1 protein-coding gene and 1 pseudogene are annotated in these 830 nt (G+C 55.4%); both read left to right on the top strand.

Annotated features, from left to right (window positions below; translation table 11 throughout):
- Positions 1 to 345 (top strand): DUF6318 family protein (locus HMPREF3165_RS12885; RefSeq protein ID WP_256275149.1); only part of this gene is annotated, 345 nt, incomplete at its 5' end.
- Positions 342 to 830, top strand: a pseudogene (locus HMPREF3165_RS13785) (zinc transporter); the annotation flags it as partial. The gene HMPREF3165_RS12885 and the pseudogene HMPREF3165_RS13785, both read left to right, overlap by 4 nt.

The following is an 830-nucleotide window of genomic DNA, read 5'->3' as shown; positions in this document are numbered from 1 at the left end:
TACGCCTTCATGACCGGCAACACCACCGAGTTCGCCGCCATGAGTGACGACCGCTGCAAGTTCTGCAAGTCCACCATCGACGACGCCAACGACATCCACAGTAAAGGAGGATGGGCCGACAAGTGGGATCAGGAAATTGTCGGTATGACTTACTACGAAAAGTTGGAAGGCTACGACTACAACAGGGTCAAGGTAATCATAAACTACGGAGCGATGGCCTCATACTATGGTGACGGGCAAAACCCAACCACATCCGAACCAACAAATAATCAAGAGGTTAACTTCGGAGTTCGATACAATAATGGGAGATGGGTGGTTGGAGCTGTTGAGGCGGTTTCTAAATGAAATTAATAAAATACAGCATTACCGCTATCATAGTTTTGACTCTGATTTTTACAGCCCCCTCCCTCAGGGCTCAAGACCAGGCCGACAACAGTCCTGGGACGCGACTAGGAGCAAGAAACCTCGACGGTGGCAGCCAGGCCTATGGGGAGGTGACTGAAACGATCCCTCAAGAGGGTGTGCCGGATTCTGGTGGGTCTTCGTCTCAGGGGCGTCCGGTTGTGACGGCTTCGGATCCGTCGTTGTGGGAGGAGCAGTCTCATCGGGAGTGCTCGCCTGAGAAGGACGAGTACGGGCTGGACAAGTACAAGTGCAACCTGGCTACCCTCCACCGTCCCACCCAACCCGACCAACCCACCACCACCAGCGGCGGTGGTGCCCGGACGGTCACGATCACCACCCGCCAGGCCGCGACATTGATTGCTCAGGGTTCTGGGATTACGCGTCAGCCCCCGGGCCCCAAGGTCATCATCTCCAAGGCCTTCATC

It is taken from the genome of Actinomyces sp. HMSC08A09, from assembly GCF_001807465.1.
Classification (GTDB): Bacteria; Actinomycetota; Actinomycetes; order Actinomycetales; family Actinomycetaceae; genus Actinomyces; species Actinomyces oris.
This window is presented reverse-complemented; position numbering and strand designations above follow the sequence as displayed.